13 protein-coding genes and 1 tRNA gene are annotated in these 17,716 nt (G+C 49.3%); 8 read left to right on the forward strand and 6 right to left on the reverse strand.

Features of this window, described 5'->3' with window-relative positions; genetic code table 11:
• Nucleotides 1-444: 444 nt before the first annotated feature.
• The 3 genes from CWB99_RS22605 to CWB99_RS22615 all read left to right on the forward strand — a co-directional run bounded on the left by CWB99_RS22605 (nt 445) and on the right by CWB99_RS22615 (nt 5,187).
• Nucleotides 445-2,370 carry a methyl-accepting chemotaxis protein gene (locus CWB99_RS22605; protein WP_138551400.1) on the forward strand — a complete coding sequence of 642 codons (1,926 nt, stop codon included), beginning with the start codon at nt 445-447 and terminating at the stop codon, nt 2,368-2,370.
• A gap of 141 nt (nt 2,371-2,511) precedes the next feature.
• Nucleotides 2,512-3,510, forward strand: a complete 999-nt coding sequence (locus CWB99_RS22610) for a DUF4350 domain-containing protein (RefSeq protein WP_138551401.1) — start codon at nt 2,512-2,514, stop codon at nt 3,508-3,510.
• A 117-nt stretch (nt 3,511-3,627) separates the two neighbouring features.
• A complete protein-coding gene (locus CWB99_RS22615) occupies nt 3,628-5,187 on the forward strand; it encodes a bifunctional GNAT family N-acetyltransferase/carbon-nitrogen hydrolase family protein (protein WP_138551402.1) in 1,560 nt (519 codons plus the stop codon).
• 133 nt (nt 5,188-5,320) lie between these two features.
• Here CWB99_RS22615 and CWB99_RS22620 read toward each other — a convergent pair whose 3' ends face one another.
• Both CWB99_RS22620 and CWB99_RS22625 read right to left on the reverse strand, forming a co-directional pair.
• Nucleotides 5,321-5,746 carry a hypothetical protein gene (locus CWB99_RS22620; RefSeq protein ID WP_138551403.1) on the reverse strand — a complete coding sequence of 142 codons (426 nt, stop codon included), beginning with the start codon at nt 5,744-5,746 and terminating at the stop codon, nt 5,321-5,323.
• An 11-nt stretch (nt 5,747-5,757) separates the two neighbouring features.
• Nucleotides 5,758-7,566, reverse strand: a complete 1,809-nt coding sequence (locus tag CWB99_RS22625; RefSeq protein WP_138551404.1) for a S8 family peptidase — start codon at nt 7,564-7,566, stop codon at nt 5,758-5,760.
• Between the two features lie 560 nt (nt 7,567-8,126).
• Here CWB99_RS22625 and CWB99_RS22630 point away from each other — a divergent pair.
• Nucleotides 8,127-8,315 carry a hypothetical protein gene (locus CWB99_RS22630; protein WP_138551405.1) on the forward strand — a complete coding sequence of 63 codons (189 nt, stop codon included), beginning with the start codon at nt 8,127-8,129 and terminating at the stop codon, nt 8,313-8,315.
• Between the two features lie 12 nt (nt 8,316-8,327).
• Nucleotides 8,328-9,254 (forward strand): hypothetical protein, encoded by a 927-nt coding sequence (locus tag CWB99_RS22635; protein WP_138551406.1) that lies wholly within the window; start codon nt 8,328-8,330, stop codon nt 9,252-9,254.
• Nucleotides 9,255-9,409: 155 nt separating this feature from the next.
• On the opposite strand, the gene CWB99_RS22640 is transcribed toward CWB99_RS22635, so the two are convergent.
• The 3 genes from CWB99_RS22640 to pepA form a co-directional block, all read right to left on the reverse strand.
• Nucleotides 9,410-12,256 (reverse strand): valine--tRNA ligase, encoded by a 2,847-nt coding sequence (locus tag CWB99_RS22640; protein ID WP_138551407.1) that lies wholly within the window; start codon nt 12,254-12,256, stop codon nt 9,410-9,412.
• 23 nt (nt 12,257-12,279) lie between these two features.
• Nucleotides 12,280-12,726 (reverse strand): DNA polymerase III subunit chi, encoded by a 447-nt coding sequence (locus tag CWB99_RS22645; RefSeq protein WP_046004999.1) that lies wholly within the window; start codon nt 12,724-12,726, stop codon nt 12,280-12,282.
• 147 nt (nt 12,727-12,873) lie between these two features.
• Nucleotides 12,874-14,385, reverse strand: a complete 1,512-nt coding sequence (gene pepA, locus CWB99_RS22650) for a leucyl aminopeptidase (protein WP_138551408.1) — start codon at nt 14,383-14,385, stop codon at nt 12,874-12,876.
• Between the two features lie 231 nt (nt 14,386-14,616).
• Between pepA and lptF the strand changes: the two genes are divergently transcribed.
• Both lptF and lptG read left to right on the forward strand, forming a co-directional pair.
• Nucleotides 14,617-15,729 carry an LPS export ABC transporter permease LptF gene (lptF, locus tag CWB99_RS22655; protein ID WP_138551409.1) on the forward strand — a complete coding sequence of 371 codons (1,113 nt, stop codon included), beginning with the start codon at nt 14,617-14,619 and terminating at the stop codon, nt 15,727-15,729.
• Entirely contained in the window at nt 15,726-16,796 is a 1,071-nt protein-coding gene (lptG, locus tag CWB99_RS22660; RefSeq protein ID WP_138551410.1) for an LPS export ABC transporter permease LptG, read from the forward strand. Before lptF ends, lptG begins: the two co-directional genes overlap by 4 nt.
• A 69-nt stretch (nt 16,797-16,865) precedes the next feature.
• Here the strand turns inward: lptG and CWB99_RS22665 are convergent, their stop codons facing one another.
• Nucleotides 16,866-17,363 carry an RDD family protein gene (locus tag CWB99_RS22665; protein WP_138551411.1) on the reverse strand — a complete coding sequence of 166 codons (498 nt, stop codon included), beginning with the start codon at nt 17,361-17,363 and terminating at the stop codon, nt 16,866-16,868.
• Nucleotides 17,364-17,613: 250 nt separating this feature from the next.
• Between CWB99_RS22665 and CWB99_RS22670 the strand changes: the two genes are divergently transcribed.
• Nucleotides 17,614-17,698, forward strand: a tRNA-Leu gene (locus CWB99_RS22670).
• Nucleotides 17,699-17,716: the final 18 nt, after the last annotated feature.

Genomic DNA, 17,716 nt, shown 5'->3' on the forward strand with positions numbered 1-17,716 from the left:
TATCTTTCCGTTAACGACGCTCTTACGATGTGGGGCCGGGATGACGAAGGCTCGGAGGTCGGAGTGACGAAGGCTCGGGGGCCAGGATGACGAAAGCGTGGAGATCGGGGTGACGCAAGTGGTCAATCATCGATACCGTATGCAACGTTATTGAGCTGGTATATCGGCTGAGTAGCGAGCGGCAGAGCCCCACAGTCAGAACCACAGGTATAGTCATAAAAATGGGTGTCCAAATAGATTTTGGCTGCAATAGATAGCCAAAGCACCTGTCAGATCTGCTTGTCATTTGTCTGAAGTAAAGTTCCTGTAAAAGGTATTTACTTCTTCTACGCCAAAAGTATGTTTTTAAAATTGGCTGGTTTATTTCTGAGCAATCTACATCAAACTGTCATAAAACATTAATAGTCTACGCCCGAATTTGAATCAATATGGCTGTAGTATCTAATGCGTGTTTCTACTTTTACTCGGCTGCTTGCCGTGTTACTGGCCCTGGCCAGTATCGTGCTGGCTGCCACCTTGTTCTGGGCCAGTCAGGTCTTTAGTGAATTAGACAAACAAAACAACGCCTATGTTACGCTGAAAAACACCATACTGATCGATCTTGCCGGTACGATCGAAGACTATCTGAGCACAGGTGACAGCCAGGAGCTCAGCAAGGCCAGCGAACAAATAGCCACCCTCAAACAGCATCAATTGACAGCGTTGCCTTCAACGCTCGCCTCTGACATGACGAATCAGCTTGATGCACTTGATAGCGACATTAATGGTAAATACCGTGCCCTTGGTAAGCTGTCAGGTAATGAAATGGCGTTGCTGGACAACGCCATCAGACAAATGTCGGGCTCGGCGTCCTCTTTAATGAGCTATACGGCCAAAGCCCCGGATCATCCGCTTGCACCACGCTATTACGCACTGGCATCAGATTACTATGGCGAAGTCAGCAACCTCAGTATTTACACCTATCAGCTGGTGATCCACTTTGAGCAGCAAACCCGGCAAAACCTGTTAAACAGCGTGCGTCGCCTTCAGGACTTGGCGCAGCAGATAGACCGCCTGGCAGACTTAGGGGTAATGAGCGAGATTGATGAAGACGAATTATTTCTGGGTGCTGAGGCAGAAGACCTGGCGCTAGAGATCAAAGCTGAGTTGATCAGCTGGCCCAGGCGTTTCAGTCGCGATCTGGAAAATACCTTGGCTCAGGCTGAACAGCGCCAGCAGGGCATGGCTCAGCTGCGAGGGGACATTAAGGCGATTTCGGCCTTGGTACTGAGTGCCGAAGAAGCGCTACAGGCAGAGCAAAATACGCTTAAGCAAAACGTCTTTACGATTTTTGGTGTGGCCATCGGCTTGCTGGTGTTACTGGCCATTGCTGTGTATATCGTGCAGTTTAGCCAGGTACTGACGCCACTGCGCCAGCTTCGCAATGGCTTTGCGTTTCTGATAGAAAGCAATGAGCTGAAAAACATCGACAGTCAGAATGCCAATACCGAAATTGGCGAGATAGCCAGTTACTTTAATCAGCTGATTGAACGTCAGCGTGGTGAAGCGCAGGAGCGGGAGCAAATGCTGGCAGTGATCAATGACTTTATGCAGGACATGAACACCAACCTGGCCAGTATCAGTGAGCTGGCAGAAACCACCTCATCTCAGGTGGAGCAGAATCAGCATCAGCTTGACGAGATCAAAGCGTTGGGTTCAGAGGCCAGTGAAATCAATCAGCAGGTGTCGGATAACGCCAGTGAAACTTTCTCTGCGATGAAGCAAAGCGTGAGCTATGCCGAGTCAATGCTCAGTGCAAGTTCCAGTACCCAGCAGCGGGTGGAGCAGGGCTTGTCCAGCCTCAACGAGCTGTTAAATGGAGTGGCTGATGTGGGCAAAGTGATTGAAATGATCCGCACCATTGCAGAGCAAACCAACTTGCTGGCACTGAATGCGGCCATTGAGTCGGCGCGTGCCGGGGAACACGGGCGAGGGTTCGCAGTGGTGGCCGATGAAGTACGCAAGCTGGCACAACAAACCCAGGACTCGTTGTCAGATATCAACGAACAGCTAAATATCCTCAGTGACAATTCAAGCAAGGTGTCGTCGCAGATCAGCGCGCTGGCAGACGAAGCACAGCAACAAACTGAACATGCGCAGGAACTCAAGAGCAACTCGGAAGGGGTTGCTGAGCGCGCTCAGGGGGCCAGTCAGGTGGCTGAGCATGCCATGGAGCTGGCTCAGCAACAAAGCTCGCTGGTAGATAACTTTAGCAGTGCGATGGCCCTGATGAAACAACAGGTGAATGGCTCAAACCAGCAGGTACGGGATATTCAACACAGTTTGCAGGAGCAGATGGTCAAAATTCGTGAAAGTATTGGGATTCAGTAGCTCACATAGCTGTTCTTTGCTCGCTGACATGACTCATTGATGTCGGCGAGCAGCTGCTTATCTTTTCGTCTATTTCTGGTAACTTGCCGGTATCTTTGCTACAACTTGGCCATGCGTTATCTGCTATTTAAGGACAGCAAGATGAATTGGTTAGTTAACACGCTGACGGCAAGTTTGTTTGCTCTGGCTCTGAGCGCCTGCTCCGACAGTACACAACAAGCCGACCCTGACTTTACCCCACAAAACACCGAGCGCAGCTTTCTATCCGGTGACAGTCCGGTCGTTTTTATCGATGAAGCCCATCATAACTTTTTAACCATGAATGGCCGTTTCCGGCCTTTTACGCAGGTACTGCAAAGTGATGGCTATACGGTCAAAGCGAGCAAGGTTGCGTTTAGCGCTGAGCACCTGAATCAGGCTGATATTTTGGTGATAGCCAATGCGCTGGACAAAGAACGGACTGATTGGGCCCCACCCTTTGGCAATGCCCTGACCGCGCAAGAAGTCACAGTAGTGACAGAGTGGGTGAAGCAAGGTGGCGCGTTGTTTCTAGTGGCCGACCATACGCCGTTTCCTAAAGTGATAGAAAACCTCACTCGGGCACTGGGGTTTGAATTTAGCCATGGCCACGTTGGCAACGCGCAGTTCACAACCCGGGACAACACCTTAGCACAGCATGCAATTACCTTAGCGGTCGTGCCTGCGCTGAGAAAGCTGCCAGGTGCGGCATCCATGACAGGATTTGGTCTGACGGGCGCTGCAGGTGGTGCAGCTTCAGCGGCAGTAACAGACCAATCAACAGGTCAAATCGAACAGGTTCGCTCGTTTGGCGGTTCGGCATTCAAAGCGCCAGAAGGTGGGATTTCACTGCTTACGCTTGGCCCACAAGCTGTGTCGGTTAATCCTCAGGTGCCTTTTCAGATCACGGTGGACACGCCACGTATGTCTGTGGATGGCTGGAGCCAGGGCGCCGTACTTGAGCTTGGTAAAGGGCGGGTCGCCGTATTTGCCGAAGGCATGATGTTTTCCTCACAAGTGGATACACAATCAGGAGAAAAATATGGGCTGGCTTCAAAAGGAGCTGAGCACAACGAAGGTTTTCTGCTCAATGTGATGCGCTGGCTGGCAAACGCCGAGTGATCGTCAGGGCATTCTATGGGTGACTTGGTGTGTGTCAGTTTGTGAGCCGATTTAGCAGCGACTATCTTTATTAAGGTTGTTCTACAAAGAAAAAGTTGAAAGCAAGCAGGAGTAATAATGAGCGACAGTAATTTAACTGAAAACTTTGAACATAAACTCAATCTGCGCAGCCTGGAGGCGGAGGATTATGCAGATCTTAAAGAAGTGATGGAAATTGTTTACCCTGATCTGGGAGGCGCCCCGTCAGAGAAGCAGTTCAAGGCTCAGCTCAGCAGCTTTCCCGAAGGTCAGATCTGTATTGAAGACCATGGTAAAGTGGTCGCCGCAGCATTCTCTTTGATAGTGGATTACGACAAGTTTGGCGACCACCATACCTATGATGAAATAACCGGTGACGCCTACCTCACCACACATGATCCACAGGGAGATGTACTTTACGGTGCCGAAGTTTTTGTACACCCGGACTATCAGGGCATGCGTCTGGGGCGTCGCCTGTACGAAGCCAGAAAAGAGCTATGCCAAAACCTTAATCTTAAATCGATTGTAGCCGGCGGGCGCATTCCTAACTATCAACACCATGCCAGCGAAATGTCGCCACAAAAGTACATTGAGCTGGTAAAGAAAAAAGAAATCTACGACCCCATACTCAGCTTTCAGTTGTCAAACGACTTTGAAGTAAAGCGCGTACTCAATAAATACCTGCCGGAAGACAAAGAATCCAAAGGGTATGCAACCTTACTGGAATGGACCAATCTGTACTACGAACGCCATGAATCCCCTTTGTTTGGTGCGGTTAAAAAATCCGCCCGGGTAGGCTGTGTACAATGGCAGATGCGTCCGCTTAATTCCGTTGCAGAGTTGACCCAGCATGTGGAGTTCTTTATTGATGCACTGGCTGACTATCAGTGCGATTTGGCATTGCTGCCTGAGTTGTTTAATGCGCCATTGATGGGCATAGAAGCGCACGAAAACTCGCTGGACTCCATCAAAGCACTGGCTGCGTTCTCCAATGAAGTGGTTGAAGCCATTTCCCATCTGGCGGTCAGCTACAACATTAATATTATCGCAGGGTCAATTCCGGTGATAGAAGACAAAGCACTCTATAATGTTTCTTATTTTTGCCGACGCGACGGCACCATAGAGTCGCAAACCAAAATTCACCCGACCCCGTATGAAAAAAGTGCCTGGATCATGCAAGGTGGTGACAGTCTGAGTGTGTTTGATACCGACTTTGGTAAGATCGGCATTCTGATCTGTTACGATGTGGAGTTTCCGGAACTGGCGCGCCTGTTGTCAGAGCAGGGAATGCAGATCCTGTTTGTGCCCTTCTGGACGGATACCAAAAATGCCTACCTGCGGGTACGTTGTTGCGCGCAAGCCCGTGCCATTGAAAACGAATGTTATGTGGTGACGGCGGGTAGTGTGGGGAACCTGCCCAAGGTGGATGGGGCCGATATTCAGTACGCTCAGTCTGCAGTCTTTTCACCGTCTGATTTTGCGTTTCCTCATGATGCAACCATGGCAGAAACCACCCCGAACACCGAAATGACCCTGATTGTTGACTTAGATCTGGAGAAACTGCATGAACTGCGTCATGAGGGATCTGTCAGAAACTATCTGGACAGGCGACGGGATCTTTACCGCATCAACTGGCTGGGTGAACAAAAAATTAAGTAAAGGCGTTATGCGCTGTGCTGATATGGCCGCAGCCCATGCGTATCGAAACTACATGAGCAGACATAGAATGTCTGATTGATTAGGTGTCGTTGAAGGGCGATATCCAGCGCCTGTGCTGGATATCGCGACTGGGTTATTCTGCTTCTAACCCTTCGATTTCAATACCGAATTGTGTGCTGGTGACCCCTGCCAGGCTTGCAATATACGCTTTAAATTCACGCAGTTCAGCGCTGGCTTCGGCAGCGAAGATAGCACGGTTGGCTCTGACATAAACCAGCTTGAGGTTATGTGCCGCAGCAAACTCCCGGGCATCAATCAGTGGTTCCAGTTCCGCTACCACCTCACCTGTCAGAATATAGGTCGAACCAGACTTGGCATCTGTGATAGTGGTACCGCTCAGGAGTGTCTCGCTGGTGGTGAGGTAGTGTTTACCATTGAGTGTAACACTATGATTAAGTGCTGAACTCAGCGGTTGTGCTTCATAGACATCTGTGGTGGATGCACTGGCGGCTGATATACCGCAGGCGAGTAGCACGGTCGCGATTAGTTGTTTTTTCATGTCAGTACTCCTTATTTACGACCGATGAAACGAATGTCCCACGACTTCAGCAGGCCATTTTCAAGGTTGTTTCTGTGCACCATATTAACGTTTGGTGCGCCTGCAGCGCGGGGATCAAAAATGTAGTATTCGTCCTCAGCGGCTGTATCAATAACGCGCAGGGTCCATTCACCTTGTGCCTGCTCTCCATAGAAGTGATGGGTCAGCATTTGCGTATTGTCCATACCACTTTTACCCAGGATTGTACCGGTGCGCGGTGTCATGATGACACTGCGAGTACCTGCGGGGGAGATCAACTCAATCGCGAGATCTCGGGTGCTGGTGTGGTCAATGTTAACACGCACCTGAATGGCATCAACCGTCATCTCTTCTGTTGACTGGTAAGTGCTTTGTACACCATTCACATCTCCATCTGGGATCTCAGCGTTTGCTGTAACCACAAAGCGTTCGGTCTGAGTAAACTGCCCCAGAGTCTGATTGTAGAATCGCGCCATATTGACCGCCGCGTCTACATCCACGGCACCAAAACCGTAGTAATTATGGAAGGTGTAGCCAGCAGCATTGGTCTGCCAGGCATCAATGGCCTGATAGCTGACTGTGTCACCTTGTGCATTATTAAAAGACAGTGAGACACCCGGGTTATCCGCATCAATCTTGCGTGCCGTAGTGGCCAGGATATGGCGCACATCTTGCCAAGTCAGCGCCGGATTAGCCGACATGATCAGGGCGATGGCACCGGCTGCACTGGGGGCGGCAGAAGAAGTGCCGTTAAAGCGTGCGCCATAATCGCAGGTTGGATCCAGTGGATGACCGCCATGCAGGTCGTTGCGGCCATATGCCGGGTTATATCCCGCGTCGCACCCACTCAGATCTGTGGTGATCATCGCAGGAGAATAGACTCCATACTGTCCGCCCGTAGCAGAGACGAACACGGCAGAGCCAACGGTTGAATAAGAAGAGAGCTGACCATCGGCATTATAAGCCGATACTACTAGGTTCCAGAATGACGTATCCATTCGCTCCAGGTTGACATTTTGCAGCGGTAAACCATGGTTGTCATTGTCGAAACGTAGGTAGCCGGAACCGAAATTAGGGTCCTTAAAGGTTTGTCTGGCATAGCCGTTACCAGCCGATTTGACGAAGAGTGCACCGCGGCCACCATGTGTCGTACGCGTAATTTCTTCCTGTGCATCTTCATAGGTTTTAAGCCAGGGCTCTTGGTCATAGTCAAAGTTAACAGGAGAGGACAGTGTACGGCCATAACTCTGGTTGAAAACTCTCGGAAAATCAAAAGAGTGTTTGCTGTAACCATCTGAGTACATGCCGTGAGACTGTAACCAGTTGGCGGTGTTGTAATTACCTGATGAGATCAGGTTGAAGCCAACAAGTCCAGCACGTGGGGCAATACCTCTTCCCCCCACGCCATTAAATGCGCTTGCTGCGATAATACCGGCAACGGCTGTACCATGGCGATCTGTGGGGCCGCTGGGCACCAGATCGGGTGTATCAGTGGTAAAGTTCCATGACCCCGGGCGCACATTGTCGCGCAAGTCCGGATGAGTCAGCTCTACGGCTCCGTCGATCACGGCAGTGGTAACGCCCGTGCCCAGAATACCCAGCGCATGGGTCAGAGACAGGTTCATATCTTCGCCTGCTTTACCGCCACGATCTGAAAAGGCGGCCTGTCCGGTATTTTGTAAATGCCACTGGTGAGATACCAGTGGATCGCCTGGCATCAGTGGATAGTCGGCGGCCGAGGCGGCCACACTGTGTGAGGCCGCGACAAGCGTGGCCAGCATGGTGAGTTTGGTTTTTATCATGAGTTTGGATTCTTCTTTATGTTTTGTCCCTGTTTCTGTTTGTACCCTATATTGTTACATTTGAAAATGCAAAGTTGTTAAATTTAATTATTGGTTAACTTGATGCTTGTGACTTCTACAGATTGGAATGAATAATGTGGAAAGTTTTGATTGCAGAAAAAGTTATTGCTCAACTTGATGTAGGTGATGCGAATCAATGCTTAACACTATGGGTTTGAGCAATAGTTTCTACTTGGATTTTTAATACAAGAGGTGTGTTGATTCCGGTACAAGCATAGAGCTGTCGTGACAGTGGCATATGCTTCAAGTATTGGATGTTAGGTTAGCTTTCAGTTGCTATTTACAACTGAGTACAGAGCATGAGAGCGCCTGAACTAAGTTGAATACTAGTGTTCAATTATTGACTATATTGCCCTCCTGTCTTAGTATGATATTACTAAAAGGGTAGTGTTTAGTATGTGTCTGGTCCTGTCGTGTAAGGTTAGTAAGAAGGTCAAATATGACCTAACCAACGTGGCGCGACTATGCAAAATGGGCTCTTCTGGAAGGAGGAGGATAGTATGATAAACTGGTTTAAGAATTTATTAGGTTTTGGAAAACAACCAGAGCCAGAATTTTATATAAGAATGAAAGGGACTACAGGCTTCGTGACTGATGTTGACTCTTTATTTCAAAGTAAAGTAGTTAAGCAGCAAGCAGAACTGGCCAGTAAGCGCGTAGCTGAACATAAAGCGCAGTTGGCAAAGTAGTAACTTCTCATTATGAAAAAGGCGCCTGATGGCGCCTTTTTCAATAAGGATATTATGATTAAGCCTACCGTTCTACTCATTTTACTTTTCTTGGTCTCTGGCAGTCTGTTCTTGAGTAATTTCCCAAAAACAGTGGTGAAATATGAAAAGTCAGAAGGCTACCATACTTTTATTCTAGCAGCCTTTGCAGGATTACTACTGCACATTGTTTCGTACGTTATACTTACGGTGTTTGTTAAGTATAGCCCAAACTTAGCATACAATTTTGGCTTGGAATTCAAAAGCTTCGTCGCAGTGCTTATGCCATCAATTGCAAATAACGCTGAAGTACTAAATATGGTTAGTGTGAGCTGTATTGCTGTTGTATTGGCTGTGCTGATACCAATGTTGCTTGTAAACCTATATAAAATATTTAAAAGGGACTTGGTATTAGAAGCTTGGAAAGAGGATGCTGCAGGAGATAAAACCCCTGAGTTCCTGTCTTTGGCTTTCAGGTCTTCAGAGTTAGGTTTACCAGTGGCCTTCACGATGAAGAATAGAAAAGTTTACATTGGATATATTATGCAGACTGCGGCTGCGGCTAATGACATTGAAGTGCTACCTATCGTAAGTGGTTACAGACAGAAAGAAGATCTGGATTTAAAGTATGTAATTGATTATTACCCTGTTATGGAAAAGGCGAGAAAAGCTGAAAAAGAGAGAGTATCACATAATAATGAAGAGCTTTTATTTGCTAAGAAATTCACGATTGTAATCCCTCACAGAGAAATCGTTCATGCAAATCTCCATGATATGAAAGAGAAGGAACACTTTGAGAAGTGCCGCTTTGATCTGGAGCAGGTTGAGGCTGATAAAGTAAACTTTGACACGTCAACAACTAAGTCGAGCAATGTAAAGCTGAATAAAAAATGGTTTTGGAAGTTGTTTAAACGTAGGTAGGAGCTTTCATTACTTTTCAGCATTTTGGCAAGATGCTAGTGTCAATAAAGTAAGGGTGATTCGCCAACCCTAAAAGAATTACGCTGAGGCCTACTTATAAAAAAGGAAGCCGCTTAGCGACTTCCTTTTTTAAAATAAATAACAATCAATGATTGTTACAGGCTTTCGATTTTCGCTTTTTGCTCAAGCAACTTAGCTTTAGCATCGCTGTACTCGGCCAGTTTGGCTTTTTCTTTGTCGAGTACCGCAGCTGGGGCATTGTTGACGAACTTCTCATTTGCCAGCTTTTTCTCAACCTGTGCCAGACCTTTCTCTGCTTTTTCAAGCTGCTTGGCGATACGGGCCATTTCGGCTTCGACATCGATCAGGCCCGCCATTGGGATCATGATCTCCAGGTCGCCGATAAAGGCCGTTGCCGATGCCGGGGCATCGTCTTTGCTAGCCAGGACCTTGATGTCTTCCAGTTTAGCCAGTGAGCTCAAAAATGCCTGGTTGTCATCAAGACGACGCTGATCCTGCTCAGAGACATTGGCCAGCAATACACCAAGCGGTTTGCTTGGGCTGATGTCCATTTCACCACGGATGTTACGAATAGCCAGGATGAACTGCTTAACCCACTCCAGATCTTCCATTGCTTGTGTGTCTACCTGCGACGCATCAAACTGCGGGAAGCTCTGTAGCATGATGGTGTTGGCTTCGATCCCAGCCAGCGGTGCAACACGCTGCCAGATGGTTTCTGTGATGTAAGGCATTAGCGGGTGCATCACGCGCAGCAGGCCTTCGAGCACAGTGATCAGGGTATGACGTGTACCGCGTTGTTGCGCTTCGTTGCCCTTGAACAGAATTGGCTTGGTCAGCTCCAGGTACCAGTCACAGAACTGGTTCCAGGTGAACTCATAAATGGTGTTCGCTGCCAGGTCGAAGCGGTAGTTGTCCAGGTGCTCACTGAAGGTTTTCACTGTGTTCTGGAACTGGCCCAGGATCCAGCGATCTGCCAGAGACACCTGCATCTCGCCACCGTTGAAGCCACAATCCTGCTCTTCGGTGTTCATCAGTACGTAACGGCTGGCGTTCCACAGCTTGTTACAGAAGTTACGATACCCTTCCAGACGGTTCATATCCCAGTTGATATCACGGCCGGTTGAGGCCATGGCAGCCAGGGTAAAGCGCAGCGCGTCTGTGCCGTGTGCTTCAATACCGTCAGCAAAAGTCTTACGGGTATTCTTTTCGATTTTAGCGGCCAGTTGTGGCTGCATCATGTTACCGGTACGTTTTTGAACCAGGCTTTCCAGATCGATACCATCGATCATGTCCAGTGGATCCAGTACGTTACCTTTTGATTTTGACATTTTGTCGCCATTTTCGTCACGGATAAGACCGGTCACGTAAACGGTTTTAAAAGGTACCTGAGGCTTGCCTTGATCGTCTTTCACAAAGTGCAGTGTCATCATGATCATACGGGCAACCCAGAAGAAAATGATGTCGAAACCGGTTACCAGCGTGTCTGACGGGTGGAACATTTTCAGGTCGTCAGTGTTCTCTGGCCAGCCCTGTGTTGAGAAGGTCCAAAGGGCAGAAGAGAACCAGGTATCCAGTACATCGTCGTCCTGGCTCAGGACTACGTCGTCTGCCAGGTTGTTGTCGCGGCGTACTTCGGCTTCGTCGCGGCCAACGTACACATTGCCTTCGTTGTCGTACCAGGCCGGAATACGGTGTCCCCACCATAGCTGACGAGAAATACACCAGTCCTGAATATCGCGCATCCAGGAGAAGTACATGTTTTCGTACTGTTTAGGCACAAACTGGATATCACCGTCTTCAACGGCTTTGATTGCCGGCTCAGCCAGTGGTGCAACGCGCACGTACCATTGGTCAGTTAACAGTGGTTCGATGACGACACCAGAGCGGTCGCCGTATGGTACGGTCAGGCTGTGGTCGTCGATTTTTTCCAGCAGGCCGGCTTGCTCAAACTCGTCAACGATCAGTTTACGGGCTTCGAAACGGTCCAGGCCATGGAAGCGCTCTGGTAATGGCGCATCCAGCTCCAGTGGCTTACCATCAAAGGTAAAGGTTTCGCCTTCGCTTAAGATTGCCGCATCTTTGTTGAATACGTTGATCATAGGCAGCTGGTGACGCTTACCGACTTCGTTGTCGTTAAAGTCGTGCGCTGGCGTGATTTTTACACAACCGGTGCCTTTTTCCATATCAGCGTGCTCATCGGCAACGATTGGAATACGACGGTTGACGATTGGCAATAAGATCTCTTTGCCGATCAGGTCCTGATAACGCTCATCATCCGGGTTAACTGCCACACCTGTGTCGCCCAGCATGGTTTCCGGACGTGTTGTTGCCACGACTATGTAGTCTTTGCCGTCTTTGGTTTTAACCCCATCAGCCAGCGGGTAACGCAGGTTCCACATGTGGCCCTGCTTGTCTTTGTTTTCTACTTCCAGATCAGAAATGGCAGTGTGCAGTTTCGGGTCCCAGTTCACCAGGCGCTTACCGCGGTAGATCAGGTCATCTTTATATAGACGAACAAACACTTCTTTAACCGCTTCAGACAGGCCGTCGTCCATAGTAAAGCGCTCACGATCCCAGTCTACTGATGCGCCAAGACGACGTAGCTGTTTAGTGATGGTGCCACCAGATTCGTTTTTCCACTGCCAGATACGATTGATAAATTCGTCTCGGCCCAGGTCATGACGGGTTTTGCCTTCTTCGGCTGCGAGCTTACGCTCAACCACCATCTGTGTTGCGATACCGGCGTGGTCCGTTCCCACCTGCCATAAAGTATTTTTGCCCTGCATGCGCTGGTAGCGGATCAGGGTGTCCATGATGGTGTCCTGGAAAGCGTGGCCCATGTGCAGGCTACCCGTGACATTCGGCGGCGGGATCATGATCGAATAGGCATCGCCCTGACCTGATGGCTTAAAGTAGCCATTCTCTTCCCAGCCTTGGTACAAAGACTGTTCGATATCTTGCGGATTATAGGTTTTATCCATTACACAGAACCTTAAAAAATACTTTAGTTGTCAATTTCTTTGGTTGAAATTTCAGCGCCGAGCTGACGCAGTTGCATGAACCGCTGGCGTGCCGCGTGTTTGGCATTGCTTTCAACCGGCACAAAATCATAGATCTTGTCGAATCGGCGCACAAAATCTGGCAGCTGCTGCGCTAGATTAATCAAAATAGTGCGTCTGCCAACGGGTGGCATCTGGCCGATCTCGACCGGTGCGCCCCCTTTGGGGCCTTCGCCTTGCAGATTATGAGGCACAAAGCTGTCGGCCTCAAAACACCACAAGTGCTCGTCAACCGCATGGGCATCTTCAACGCTGTCCACGTAAATAAAGACACGTTGTCCGGCGCGATACAGCTTAGCGGCGCTGCGTGCGGCGAGATCAAAATGAGCCGGTACTGGTTTGCCCGGCTCATTGTCTTGCTTTAATACAAAAAAGCGTGCGTTGATGGTCATGACATGTGGTTTTCTAGCTAGCGAAACGCCCTGTCATAGTGGGTAAGTCTGCATATGACACGGCGTTCAAAATAAAGCCGCATTCTGACACAGAATGCGGCTATCATCAATCAACGTGGTGGGTGACATGGGATGTCACGCCATCAATTAGTCCTGAGGTTGCTCAGTGACGTCCACGCGGTTAAGCAGGTATTGCATTAACATAGGCACCGGACGACCGGTTGCACCTTTGTTGGCGCCGCTGCGCCAGGCTGTTCCTGCGATATCCAGGTGTGCCCAGTTGTACTTCTTGGTGAACTTAGATAAGAAGCAGGCTGCGGTGATGGTACCAGCAGGACGTCCACCCAGGTTGGTGAAGTCGGCAAACGGGCTTTTCAGTTGTTCCTGATAGTCATCCCACAATGGCAGCTGCCATGCACGGTCGCCACTTTGCTCTGATGCTTTCAACAAGTCATGTGCCAGCGGGTTGTGGTTCGACAATAAACCCGTTGCATGGTGGCCCAGTGCAATAATGCAGGCACCGGTCAGGGTTGCCACATCCACCACAACTTCAGGTTCAAACGCTTCAACATAGGTTAATGCATCACACAGTACCAGTCGGCCTTCGGCATCGGTATTAAGTACTTCAACCGTCTGACCCGACATAGTGGTCAGGATGTCACCTGGGCGGTAAGCATTGCTGCTTGGCATGTTCTCACAGCCAGCCAGAACGCCGATAACGTTCAGCGGCAGCTGCATCTGCACGACGGCACGCATCAGGCCCAGTACGCCCGCGGCACCACCCATGTCGTATTTCATCTCATCCATGCCTTCGCCTGGCTTGAGAGAAATACCACCGGAATCAAATGTCAGGCCTTTGCCGACGAACACGATAGGCGCTTGCTTTTGCGGGGCACCATTATAGTGGATCACCGACATCACGGATTCATTGTCACTACCGCGACCAACGGCCAGATATGAGTGCATACCCAGCTCTTCCATTTCTTTTTCGCCAACCAGGTTAACTGTGACGTTGTCGAATTCATCGGCTAATGCCTGAGCCTGCTCACCCAAGTAGCGAGGGTTGCAGATATTTGGCGGCATGTTTGCCACGTCTTTACATAAAGTGGCACCGGCTGCAATGGCCAGACCATGCTCGATGGCGCTCTCGCCAATCGGCAATTCACGGCGTGTCGGTACGTTGAAAACAATTTTACGTAGGGGACGGCGCGCTTCGCTCTTTTTGCTTTTCAGCTGGTTAAAGGTGTAAAGGCTGTCCTGAGTGGTTTCGACGGCCTGGCGAACTTTCCAATAAGTATCGCGTCCTTTAACGTGCTGTTCAGTCAGGAAGCAAACGGCTTCCATTGAACCTGTGTCGTTTAAGGTGCTGATGGTCTTAGCGATGATCTGTTTGTATTGTTTGTCGTCCAGTTCGCGCTCTTTACCACAGCCCACAAGTAGCACACGTTCACTCAATACGTTTGGTACATGGTGAAGTAAAAGCACCTGGCCGGGTTTACCTTCTAGGTCTCCGCGGCGCAGCAGGTTAGAAATATACCCTTCGCTGATTTTATCCAGCTGCTCCCCGACGGGTGAAAGGCGGCGTGGTTCGTATACGCCGACAACAATACACGCACTGCGTTGTTTTTCTGGGCTACCACTTTTTACGCTGAATTCCATTGCGACTCCTGAGTCAATGTGCTGTCTTTTTTGAACTTTTTATGCCTCAGCGACTCCATTTTTGAAGGCTGAACTAAAAACCGGCTAATTGTCGCGTGCATTTGGCGCTTTAGCCTGTTGCTTTAGTAGGATATTTGGATCCGATGGCATATAATAAAGTGATTAAAATAACCAGTTTACTCAAAATTTCCTACTATTCCAGTGAAATGAGACGTTTTATAGGGGCGGACATTGCTTATTTTTCGATACCTGACTGCTGAGATACTAAAATCTCAGGTCGCCGTTTTTATGACCCTTATGACCATTTTCATCTCGCAGAAGTTTGTCCGGATCCTGGCAGAGGCCTCAGGCGGCAGTATTCCGGGTAAACTTGTCATGTCTTTTCTTGCACTTAATTTGCCCAAACTGGCGGTGTATATTCTGCCATTGAGCTTATTTTTGGGCATTATTCTGGCCTATAGCCGGGTCTATGCCGACAGCGAAATGACGGTGCTTAAAGCCTGCGGTGTCAGTGAGTGGTACGTCGTGCGGGTAACCTTGGTATCGAGCTTTGTGATTTCTCTGATGGCGGCCGCGCTGAGCTTATATGTGGCGCCCTGGGCTGGTGAAAAAGAAAACCAGCTGCGTGAACAGGCCAATGCAGAGTCCGGGCTCAGCCAGATCCGGGCCGGACGCTTCCAGCAAACGGGTAACGAAAAAGCCGTGGTGTTTGTCCATAACACCAGTGATCAGGGCAAAGAGCTGAACCGCGTGTTTGTTGCCCAGTTGCCCGATCGTGAATCAAACCAGGCGGCGCGGATCGTCTTTGCTCAGAATGGCCGGGTGGTAGAAGAAGGCTCCGGCGAACAGCAACTGGTGCTCAGTGATGGCAAGCGCTTCGAAACGGACGGCTTTAGTCAGGCCCTGAATAAAACCGAATTTAGTCGCTATCAGGTGCAGATCCGCGAGCAGGAAATAGAACAACGACGCCGAAAACTTGAAGACTTACCCTCGTCCAGTCTGTTGCAAATGGGTACTCCAGAAGCCATTGCCCAGTTTCAGCTGAGGTTATCAGTTCCCATTTCGATTATTTTGCTGACCTTGCTGGCGGTGCCACTCAGTGTGGTGAACCCCAGACAGGGCAAGTTTGCCAAACTGGTGCCAGCGATTTGTATTTATCTGGGCTACTTTATCCTGCTCAATGCGGGTAAATACCTGGTGGCAGAAGGCAAAGTACCGACCTCGGTTGGCTTGTGGTGGATCCACTTGTGTGTGTTGTTTATCGGTGCTTACCTGATTGCAAAAGGCCGACCTTTTGGTGTCTGGGTGCGTTCCATGCTGCTAAAACGGGAGCCACAACAATGATGAAAACACTGGACTGGTATCTCGGGCGCAGTATTTTGCAAACCACAGGCTTTGCGCTGCTGGTGTTTGTGGGTATCAATACGTTAATCAAATTTATTGAGCAATTACGTTCAGTCGGCCGTGGTACCTATGAAGTGATGGATGCCCTGTTGTTCACTTTGTACAGCATGCCCAGCGATATTGTGGTGTTTTTCCCTATGGCAGCCCTGATAGGTGGCCTGACCGGGTTGGGCGCGCTGGCTTCGAGTAGTGAACTGGTGGTGATGCAGGCGGCAGGCATGTCGCGGTTACAGATCATCGGCTCGGTGATGAAGTCGGCCATCGTGCTGGCGCTGTGTATGATGGCGCTGGGCGAGTGGGGCGCACCTCAGGCAGAGCAAACCGCTAAGCAATTGCGTAATCAGGCAATTAATGGCGGCGAAGTGTTCGAGGCGCAGCAGGGCGTGTGGGCCAAAGATGGTAGTAATTTCATTAATATTGCTAATATCGAGAAGTCTGGCAATCTGCAAAACATCAATATTTATCATTTCGATGATGACCTGAACCTGCTGAAAATTACTCGTGCTAAGTCTGGCACGGCAACAGATGAAGGCTGGCAGTTACGAGCCATTGAAGAAGTGATCATCGAGCAAGAGCAGATCCGTACAGAGTACGCGCAAACGCTTGTTTATGCTTCTCAGCTCACACTGGACCGGCTGGATGTCGCTTCCGTCGAGCCTGATGCATTGTCGTTTTCTGGTTTGTGGTCGTATTTACAGTATCTGGAGCAAAATGAGCAGGATACCAGTAACTATGAACTGGCGCTGTGGCGCAAAGTCATGCAGCCGGTGACCATTGCGGTGATGCTGCTGGTTGCATTGTCCTTTATTTTCGGACCGCTGCGCTCGGTAAGCATGGGCGCACGCATTATCATGGGGGTGATCACCGGGCTCATCTTCCACCTGAGCAACGAGATTTTTGGCCCGATTGTGATGGTCTATCAGATCCCGCCTGTGGTGGGGGCAGTGATGCCCAGCGTGCTATTTACCGCGACGGCATTTTACCTGTTAAACCGACAGCGCGGTTAGTAAAGGCATTGAACACAAAAAAGCCTGACTCGGTCAGGCTTTTTTGTTGTTACTTTTGTAAGGCGCAGGCTAGTCCAGGCTATCGTAAATACGTTTATTTTCTTCTTTACTTAACACCACGACTTCGGTGCCACAGATCATATCCTGAAGCGCACGTTTGTGTTTGAAATCGATCAGTACCAGCAGGTTACCCAGGCCTAATAGCGCACATAATGCCCGTGCGCAGGCTCTGGGCCAGCTTAGCAGCTCGCCATCTGGGGTTTGTACTTTCAGTCGCCAGGCACGCATACCTATGGTCTGGCCGCTCTTGGTCCAGAAGTAAGCAAAAAACAGCACTGAGACGGCAATGAGTACAAAACCACGAAAAAATGACAACAGAGGAGAGGCCTGGATCAGTGCTGAAACGTCTTCATGGTTGCCTTGTGAGAGCCAGCCTGCCGAGATAAAACCTTCAATCACCAACAAAAATACCACCATAGACAGCATTGCAAATGCAATCACGACCAGACCATCATAGATCAGAGATGCAAGACGACGGGTTAAGCCCGCACGGGGAAACGAAGCCATGTAGTTCACTCATTAAAGTCGAAATATGGCTTATTCTACCTGATTTTTAATCTAACACTAAAAAACCCGACTAGTTTTCAGCAGCTGTTCATTTACCAAGCACTTGAACGACGTTTTGTAAAAAACGCTTGCTACCCTCCCGGCAATTTGTATAATGCTGGGCATAGAGACGAAGGCATATAAAACAAAGCCTAAGCTCAAAGTGGTTTTTCTTTATTTTCTCTAAGTTAGAAGATAAAAGAAAAATTATGCCAGTGTGATGGAATTGGTAGACATGACGGATTCAAAATCCGTTGCCTTCGGGCGTGGCGGTTCAAGTCCGCCCACTGGTACCACTTTTTATAACCCAGCTA

Source organism: Pseudoalteromonas rubra, from assembly GCF_005887095.1.
GTDB classification, from domain to species: Bacteria; Pseudomonadota; Gammaproteobacteria; order Enterobacterales; family Alteromonadaceae; genus Pseudoalteromonas; species Pseudoalteromonas rubra_E.

Coding starts and splice junctions, on each gene's coding strand:
- CWB99_RS22610 (WP_138551401.1), top strand. CDS start 2,512: ATGAATTGGTTAGTTAACACGCTGACGGCAAGTTTGTTTGCTCTGGCT.
- CWB99_RS22620 (WP_138551403.1), bottom strand. CDS start 5,746: ATGAAAAAACAACTAATCGCGACCGTGCTACTCGCCTGCGGTATATCA.
- CWB99_RS22625 (WP_138551404.1), bottom strand. CDS start 7,566: ATGATAAAAACCAAACTCACCATGCTGGCCACGCTTGTCGCGGCCTCA.
- pepA (WP_138551408.1), bottom strand. CDS start 14,385: ATGGAATTCAGCGTAAAAAGTGGTAGCCCAGAAAAACAACGCAGTGCG.
- lptG (WP_138551410.1), top strand. CDS start 15,726: ATGATGAAAACACTGGACTGGTATCTCGGGCGCAGTATTTTGCAAACC.
- CWB99_RS22635 (WP_138551406.1), top strand. CDS start 8,328: ATGAAAAAGGCGCCTGATGGCGCCTTTTTCAATAAGGATATTATGATT.
- CWB99_RS22665 (WP_138551411.1), bottom strand. CDS start 17,363: ATGGCTTCGTTTCCCCGTGCGGGCTTAACCCGTCGTCTTGCATCTCTG.
- CWB99_RS22645 (WP_046004999.1), bottom strand. CDS start 12,726: ATGACCATCAACGCACGCTTTTTTGTATTAAAGCAAGACAATGAGCCG.
- CWB99_RS22640 (WP_138551407.1), bottom strand. CDS start 12,256: ATGGATAAAACCTATAATCCGCAAGATATCGAACAGTCTTTGTACCAA.
- CWB99_RS22605 (WP_138551400.1), top strand. CDS start 445: ATGCGTGTTTCTACTTTTACTCGGCTGCTTGCCGTGTTACTGGCCCTG.
- CWB99_RS22615 (WP_138551402.1), top strand. CDS start 3,628: ATGAGCGACAGTAATTTAACTGAAAACTTTGAACATAAACTCAATCTG.
- CWB99_RS22630 (WP_138551405.1), top strand. CDS start 8,127: ATGATAAACTGGTTTAAGAATTTATTAGGTTTTGGAAAACAACCAGAG.